Raw genomic sequence first — 7,797 nt, 5'->3', positions numbered from 1 at the left:
CTCCAGGTGCTGGCGCTGGTCCTCGCCCACCGGCACGTGGGTGGCCTTGTAGATCAGGATGTCGGCGGCCTGCAGCACCGGGTAGGTGTAGAGGCCCACGCTGGAGCGCTCCTTGTGCTTGCCGGCCTTGTCCTTGAACTGGGTCATGCGGTCGAGCCAGCCGAGGCGGGCGACGCAGCTGAAGATCCAGGTCAGCTCGGCGTGCTCGGGCACCGCCGACTGGGCGAAGATGGTGGCCACCTTCGGGTCGAGGCCGGTGGCCAGGTAGGCGGCGGTGATCTCGCGCACCTGGCTCTTCAGCTTCGCCGGCTCCTGCCATTCGGTGATGGCGTGGTAGTCGGCCACGAAGATCAGGGTGGGGATCTCGTGCTGCAGGCGCGCGAACTTCACGAGCGCGCCGAGGTAGTTGCCCAGGTGCAGGTCGCCGGTGGGCTGCACGCCGGAGAGCACGCGTTGGGGGCCGGAGTATTGGGCCGGAGCTTGGTCGGTCATGGGATCAGGCTTCTGTAGGGATCGGACAGGCGGGTTCGTGGCCCGGTTGCGGTCGGGTCAGGGGGTCAGCGCCATCGCCAGGTGCGGGGTCCGTAAGCCATGAGCGCGGCAATAGCGCCGCGCGGGCCTCACGACAAGTCGCCAGAGGCCGGCGCGGGGTCGCCCTTGCGCCGCCGCAGCGCCGCGCGGGCCTCGGCGGGGGTCACCCCGCCGAATGCGAACAGCAGCAGCGGATAGAGCGCCATGCCCGCCGCCGAGACCAGCAGGATGGTGATCTCCTTGATGCCGTGGCCGCCCGGGATCAGCCCGCTCGCCACGGCCTCGATGTGGGGCCGCATCAGGCCGGCCACCGCGAGCACGGCGCCCAGGGCCACGCTGGCGGCGATCACGCGCACGATCTTGCCCACCGCCCGCGCCGAGGGCCGCCATACGCCGCGGCGGGTCAGCGCGAACCACATCTGCAGCACGGTGACCCAGGCGGCGACCGAGGTGGCGATCGCCACGCCCGTGAAGCCGATCAGCATGAAGAGGCTCACGCCCAGGGCGATGTTCACCGCCACCGAGATCAGCGAGAAGCGCATGGGCGTGCGGGTGTCCTGCCGCGCGAAGAAGGCGGGCTGGAGGATCCGCAGCAGCACGAAGGCGGGCACGCCCCAGCCGTAGTGGAACAGCAGCGCGCCGGTGGCCGCCGCGTCCGACCGGGTGAACTCGCCGCGGGTGAAGAAGCCGTCGATCAGCCACACGGGCAGGGCCATCAGCGCCGCGGCCGCCGGGAGGCTGAGCGCCAGGGCGAACACCAGGCCCTGGTCCATGGCCGCCTGGGCGTCGTCGTGGTCGTTCCTCTGCAGCGACTGCGACAGCCGGGGCAGCAGCGCCACCCCGATGGCCACGCCCACCAGGCTCATCGGCAGCTGGTACAGCCGGTCGGCCACGGTCATCCACACCCGCATCCCGGCGATCTGTGAGGCCAGGATGCCGGAGATGAAGATGTTGATCTGGGTCGCGCTGTTGGCGATCGCCGCCGGCACGGCCAGCTTGATCAACCGCTTCATGTCGGGCGTCAGCCGCGGTCGCATGAGGCGCAGCCGCGCGCCCGAACGTCGCGCCCCCCACCAGCAGATCCCGGCCTGCCCGACGCCGGCGATCACCACGCCGGCCGACGCCCACCACGCCGCGCGCACGGGGTCGTGCTGCGGCAGCACCATGGCCAGCATCACGATGTTGAGGATGGTGGGATAGGCCGCCGAGACGATGAACCGCCCGTGGGCGTTGAGTATGCCCGAGAACAGCGCCGCCAGCGCCATGCAGGGCAGATAGGGCATGGTCACCTGGGTCAGCATCCAGGAGAGCCGGAACTTCTCCGGCTGGTCCACGTAGCCCGGGTTGATCACGTACATCAGCCACGGCATCGCGAGCTGGGCGAGAAGCATGACCGCGATGGTGGCGGCGGCCACCGTCACGGCGGCGTCGGCGGCGAACCGGTCGGCCTCGCCTTCGCCGTCCCCGGCCAGCTTGCGCGAGTACATCGGCACGAACGCCGCGGCGAAGGCGCCCTCGGCGAAGATCCGCCGGAACAGGTTCGGGAAGGCCAGCGCCGTGTAGTAGGCGTCGGCGGCGATGGTCTGGCTGGCGCCCAGGCGCGCGGTGATGACCAGGTCGCGGGCCAGCCCCATGAACCGGCTCACCAGCGTCAGGGACGAAAAGATCGCGGACGAGCGGATCAGGCCGCCCTGCTTCGCGGGAGTCTTGGCGGCGCGTGCGGTCTCGGTCACGAAGGCGTTGGTCGGCTGTGTCGGGGAGCGCGTCAACCTACGCCCGCGCGGCGGCCCCGGCCTGTGGAATCTTGATGCAGGCGGCGTGGCGAACGCTAGGCTGTCGGCGAAGAGGGGAAGGAAACCTGCCGTGGGATTGAAAGTCATCGGGTCCGGCCTTGGCCGCACCGGCACCTTGTCGACCAAGCTGGCGCTGGAACAGCTCGGCTTCGCGCCCTGCCACCACATGGCCGAGGTGCTGATGCATCCCGAGACCATCCCATTGTGGGTGGACGCGGGAAGCGGCAAGCCTGACTGGGACGCCATCTTCGACGGCTACCAGGCCATGGTCGACCATCCCGGCTGCCGCTACTGGCGCGAACTGATGGACGTCTATCCCGACGCCAAGGTGCTGCACACGGTGCGCGATCCCGACAAGTGGTTCGACTCCACCCAGGCGACGATCTTCAACCCGGCCCGTCCCACCCCGCCCGTCGAACCGATGAAGTCGTTCTTCGAGCAGATCAACGCTTGGTACGGCGGCGACATGCACGACCGCGCCTTCATGACCGGCTTCTTCCGCCGCCACACCGAGGCGGTGGTCGCCGCCGTGCCGAAGGACAGGTTGCTGGTGTTCGACGTCAAGGAGGGTTGGGCGCCGCTCTGCGCCTTCCTGGGCGTCCCGGTCCCCGACACGCCGTTCCCGCGCGAGAACTCGACCGAGCAGTTCCAGGCGCGCCTGTCGAGCGGCCAGGCGCCCGTCGACCTGGAAAAGGTGATGAAGAGCCGCGGCGGCGGCTAGGGCCCGTCGGGGTGAAGCGGATACCGGTTCACCCGCCCGGACGGGAAGGCTCCAGAATTCGCCCCGCGCCCGACGGCCTAGTTCGCCGTCCGCTTTCCCTTCTTCGGCGGAGGTCCCTTCTTCGACGGAGGTCTCCGCGGCGGTCCGCCGCCCTTCCCGGCCCGCGACGCCTGATTGGGTGGAGCGCTGGCCGGATTGATCCTGATCTCGCCTGCGTCCGCAGCGGCCCTGACCGCATCGCGGAAGCGCGCCTCGACGGCGGGCGCGATCTCGAACTTCGTCTCGTGGTCGAAGATCCGGATCAGGCCGATGTCCTTCTTGGTGACGTGTCCCAGGCGGCAGATCAGGGGCACGAGCCATTTCGGGTCGGCGTTCTTGGATCGGCCGACGGGCAGGCGGAACCATGCTGCGTCGGGGCCGTAGTCCATCGCCGGCGCGCGATCCGGTCGCGCCCCGCCGTCGGGCCGCTGGGGCCGTGGGCCCGGCCCGCGACCACCGCCGTCGTCGAAAACGTCCTCGGGCGCCGGCAGCCGCGCTCGGTGCAGGCGGATCAAGGCCGCGGCCACGGCCTGTGGCGAGCGGTCGGCCAGCAGTCGCTCGGCCAACTCCAGTTCCTCGGCCGAGGGCGCCTCGTTGAGCAGCGGATCCTCCAGGAGCCGCACCTGGTCCCGGGCCCTGATTTCGTCCGCCAGGGGCGGCCCGGACCACTCGACGTCAAGGTTCGCGGCGGCGAACAGGCGCTCGGCCGGTCGGCGCTTGGTGTAGGGCACGAGCACGACCGAAACGCCCTTGCGGCCGGCTCGGCCGGTTCGGCCGCTGCGGTGGAGCAAGCCGGCGGTGTTCGCCGGAAGGTCGGCGTGGATAACAAGTCCGAGCTCGGGAAGGTCGAGACCCCGGGCGGCCACATCGGTGGCGATGCAGGCCCGTGCGTGGCCGTCACGCAGCGATTGGAGCGCGTCGGACCGTTCCTTCTGCGACAGTTCCCCGGAGAGCTGCACAACGGCGAAGCCGCGTTCGCGCAGGCTCCCGTACAGGTGGCGCACCCGCTCCCGCGTGGCGCAGAAGATCAGCGCCCCGGGGCTCTCGAAATACCGCAGCAGGTTCACGACGGCGTTCTCGATCTCGTTCGGAGCCACGCGAACGGCCCGGTACTCGATGTCGCCATGGGCTTCATCGCGGCGGATCGTGTCGATACGCACCGCGTCGCGCTGATAGCGCCGCGCCAGGGCGGCGATGTCCTTGGCGATGGTGGCCGAGAACAGGAACGTGCGCCGTTCGGCCGGCGTGGAATCGAGGATCTCCTCCAGATCCTCGCGGAAGCCCATGTCGAGCATCTCATCCGCCTCGTCCAGCACCGCCACGCGCAGGCCGGCGAGGTCGAGGTTGCCGCGCTCCAGGTGGTCGCGAAGCCGTCCGGGCGTGCCGACGACGATGTGGGCGCCGAGGGCGAGCGCCCTCTGCTCCTGGCGGGCGTCCATGCCCCCCACGCAGGTGACGATCCTCGCGCCCGCCGCCGCGTACAGCCAGGTCAGCTCCCGACTGACCTGAATTGCCAGCTCGCGCGTCGGCGCGATGGCCAGGAGCAGCGGCGCCTGGGCGGCGTCGAAGCGCTCCGCGTCACCGAGCAGGGGCGCCGCGGCGGCCAGGCCGAACGCGACGGTCTTGCCCGAGCCGGTCTGGGCTGAGACCAACAGGTCGCGGTCGGGTTCGGCGGCCAGTACAGCGGCCTGAACGGGCGTGGGTTCGCGATAGCCCTTGGCGCCGAGCGCCTTGGCCAGCGCCGGATGGGTCGTTGGGAAGCTCATGGAAGATCCTGGTCGCGCATCGGGCGCGAAACGGCGGTCCTTGGACGCCTCATCCGCCGCAAACGCAAGTCCAATCGTCAGCGTGCGACGCTCGCCCGCGCCCGCGGCAGGCTCGTGCGGCGGGCCTTCGCGGTCTCGGCCTCGCTGTCGTTGAGCGCCGAAAGGAGGGCGGCCTTCAGCGCATTGCCCTTGCGGGCGTCGGTCAGCTTCCCGCCGTCGCCGTCGACCACGTAGAAGGCGTCGACCGCGCGCTCGCCGTAGCCGTCGATGTGGGCCGAGGTGATCTGCAGCCCGGCGTCCGAGAGCGTGCGCGCGAGACCGGCCAGCAGGCCCGGGCGGTCTCGGCCCGAGGCCTCCACCACCGTCGCGTCCTCCGAGGCGTCGTTGTCCAGCATCACCGTGGGCGTGATGGCGAAGGCGGCGGCGCGGCCGGGGTCGCTCTTGCGCGCTTCTCGCGCATGCGGCTCGCCGCGGGCGGCGGCGGCGATCGCCTCGGCCAGCCGTGGCAGCAGGTGGGGCGCGGTCCCGCCGAAGGGCTGGCCGATCGCGTCCTGCACGTAGAAGACGTCCAGCGCCTGGCCTGAGCGCGAGGTGAAGACCCGCGCGCCCATCACGTTGGCGCCGGCCGCGGTGATCGCCTCGGCCAGGTCGACGAACAGGCGCGGGCGGTCGGCGGCGGCCACCACGATCTCCGAGACGTTCAGATCGGGGCGGACGCGGGCCTCGGCCGCTGCGCGGGCGCTCCCCGCCGCCAGGGCGGCCAGCCGCGCGTGGGTGACGACCTCAGCGTCGCCGAACGCGGTGAAATAGGCGTCCTCCATCGAGTCGCCCCAGGCCTCGGCGGCCGGATCGGCATGGGCCAGCCGCACGCGCGCGTCATAGGCGGCGTTCTCCTGGTAGCGCCGCAGGGCCGCCGCGGCGTCCGATCCGCGTCCGCCACGGAAGACGGCCTCGGTGGCGTTGTAGAGCTCGCGCAGGAGCTGGCCTTTCCAGCCGTTCCAGACGCCCGGACCGACGGCCCGGATGTCCGCCACGGTCAGCACCAGCAGCAGGCGCAGCCGCTCGGGCGTCTGCACGACGCGCGCGAAGTCGGCCACCGTGCGGGGGTCGGCCACGTCGCGCTTCTGGGCGAAGTCGCTCATCATCAGGTGGTGCTCGACCAGCCAGGCGACGAGCTCGATCTTGGACCTCTCCAGGCCCAGCCGCTCGCAGACCTGCCGCGCGGCGCGGGCGCCGGCCACCTCCTGGCCGCCGGCCCCGCCCTTGCCGGTGTCGTGCAGCAGCATGGCGAGGAACAGCGCCTCGCGGTCGGCGATCCGCGGCATGACCTGGGTGGCCAGCGGGTGATCGTCGCCCAGTCGGCCCGCGGCGATATCGGCGATCACGCCCACGGCCCGCAGGGTGTGCTCGTCCACCGTGTACGAGTGGTACATGTTGAACTGCATCTGGGCGACGATGCGCCCGTATTCGGGCAGGTAGCGGCCCAGCACGCCCGCCTCGGTCATCAGCGTCAGGGTGCGCCGCGGGTCGCGGCCCCGCGCCAGGATGTCGAGGAACACCTTGGCCGCGTGGCGGTCGCGGCGGACGGCCGAGGTGATCAGGCCGACGGCCCGCGAGGCGGCCGTGAAGGCGTCGGGGTGCAGGTCGAGATTGCGCTTGTCGGCGATCTGGAACAGCCGCAGCAGGTTCGTGGGATCGGCCTCGAAGATGTCGGCGTCCACGTCCAGCCGACCGCCCACCTCGTGGAATCCGGGTTCGTCCAGCGGCTTGCGCCGATGCCGCCGGCCCGGGATGAAGCGCGAGATCCCTTTCGGCTCCATCTTGACCTGCTCGGCCTCGAGCTTGGCGGCGAACACGCGGGTCAGCGCGCCCACGTCCTTGGCGATCAGGAAATAGCGCCGCATGAACCGTTCGACGGCCGGCGCGTCGCCGCGGTCGCCATAGCCCATCCGTCGCGCGATCTCGGGCTGCAGGTCGAACGAGAGCCGCTCCTCCGGTCGCCCGGTGGCGAAGTGCATGTGGCTGCGGACGGCCCAGAGGAAATCGAAGGCGGTGATGAACGCACGCACCTCGCGGCGATCGAACATCTCCAGCTGCATCACCCGTTCGATGTTCTCGCCCGGGTGCAGGTACTGGGCGATCCAGAAGAGGGTGTTCAGGTCGCGCAGGCCGCCCTTGCCCTCCTTGACGTTGGGCTCGACGAGATAGCGGCTGGCGCCGGCGCGGCTGTGGCGCTCGTCGCGCTCCTTCAGCTTGGCGGCGACGAACTCCGCGCCCGTTCCCTTGACCACCTCGGCCCGGAAACGGCGGATCAGCTCCTCGGCCAGCTGTTCGTCGCCGGTCAGGCGCCGCGCCTCCAGGATCGAGGTCCGGATGGTGAAGTCCTCGCGGGAGAGCTTGATGCACTCCTCGATGGTCCGCGAGGCGTGGCCCACCTTGAAGCCCAGGTCCCACAGCGCATACAGCATGTACTCGATCACGCTCTCGGCGTGGGCGGTCTGCTTGTAGGGCCGCACGAAGAGCAGATCGATGTCGGAGTAGGGCGCCAGGGTCCCGCGCCCGTAGCCGCCCACCGCCATCAGCGCCAGGCGCTCGCCCTCCGTCGGGTTGCGCGCGCGGAAGATGTGGACGGTGGTGAAGTCGTAGAGCGCCGAGACCACCTCGTCGGTGACTCCAGACAACAGGCGCGCGGTCTCGATCCCGCCGGCGCCGTTCTCCAGCCGCTCCTTGGCGATCATGCGGCCGCGGAACAGGGCCGCCTTGAGGACGTCGAGCGCCGCCTTTCGCTGGGCGGCTTCGTCGCCCAGGTTCTCCAGCGCGGCGGCGGAGAGCTGGGCGCGCAGGCGCACGCCGTCGACGACGTACTCCAGGCGCGTGGGCTTCAGACGAGGCGGCATGGCGGCTAGCCATATAGGACGGTTCGTTAACGCGCGCAGGAGGGTCGCGA

The 7,797-nt window shown here is 70.9% G+C and carries 4 protein-coding genes and 1 pseudogene; 1 reads left to right on the top strand and 4 read right to left on the bottom strand.

Annotated elements, in window-relative coordinates; all coding sequences use genetic code 11:
- Both trpS and murJ read right to left on the bottom strand, forming a co-directional pair.
- The coding region (gene trpS / locus GC203_RS17920; protein WP_293457473.1) for a tryptophan--tRNA ligase at nucleotides 1-492 on the bottom strand (492 nt) is incomplete at its 3' end.
- Between the two features lie 128 nt (nucleotides 493-620).
- On the bottom strand, nucleotides 621-2,264 hold the full coding sequence (gene murJ / locus GC203_RS17915; RefSeq protein ID WP_293457471.1) for a murein biosynthesis integral membrane protein MurJ: 1,644 nt from the start codon (nucleotides 2,262-2,264) through the stop codon (nucleotides 621-623).
- 130 nt (nucleotides 2,265-2,394) lie between these two features.
- Between murJ and GC203_RS17910 the strand changes: the two genes are divergently transcribed.
- Nucleotides 2,395-3,045, top strand: a complete 651-nt coding sequence (locus GC203_RS17910) for a sulfotransferase family protein (RefSeq protein ID WP_293457469.1) — start codon at nucleotides 2,395-2,397, stop codon at nucleotides 3,043-3,045.
- A gap of 224 nt (nucleotides 3,046-3,269) precedes the next feature.
- Here GC203_RS17910 and GC203_RS17905 read toward each other — a convergent pair.
- Both GC203_RS17905 and GC203_RS17900 read right to left on the bottom strand, forming a co-directional pair.
- Nucleotides 3,270-4,850: pseudogene (locus tag GC203_RS17905) on the bottom strand (DEAD/DEAH box helicase); the annotation flags it as partial.
- Between the two features lie 77 nt (nucleotides 4,851-4,927).
- Entirely contained in the window at nucleotides 4,928-7,747 is a 2,820-nt protein-coding gene (locus GC203_RS17900) for a [protein-PII] uridylyltransferase (RefSeq protein ID WP_293457467.1), read from the bottom strand.
- Nucleotides 7,748-7,797 lie beyond the last annotated feature (50 nt).

This window comes from Phenylobacterium sp. (genome assembly GCF_016124325.1).
GTDB lineage: Bacteria > Pseudomonadota > Alphaproteobacteria > Caulobacterales > Caulobacteraceae > Phenylobacterium.
This window is presented reverse-complemented; position numbering and strand designations above follow the sequence as displayed.

Coding starts and splice junctions, on each gene's coding strand:
- GC203_RS17900 (WP_293457467.1), bottom strand. CDS start 7,747: ATGCCGCCTCGTCTGAAGCCCACGCGCCTGGAGTACGTCGTCGACGGC.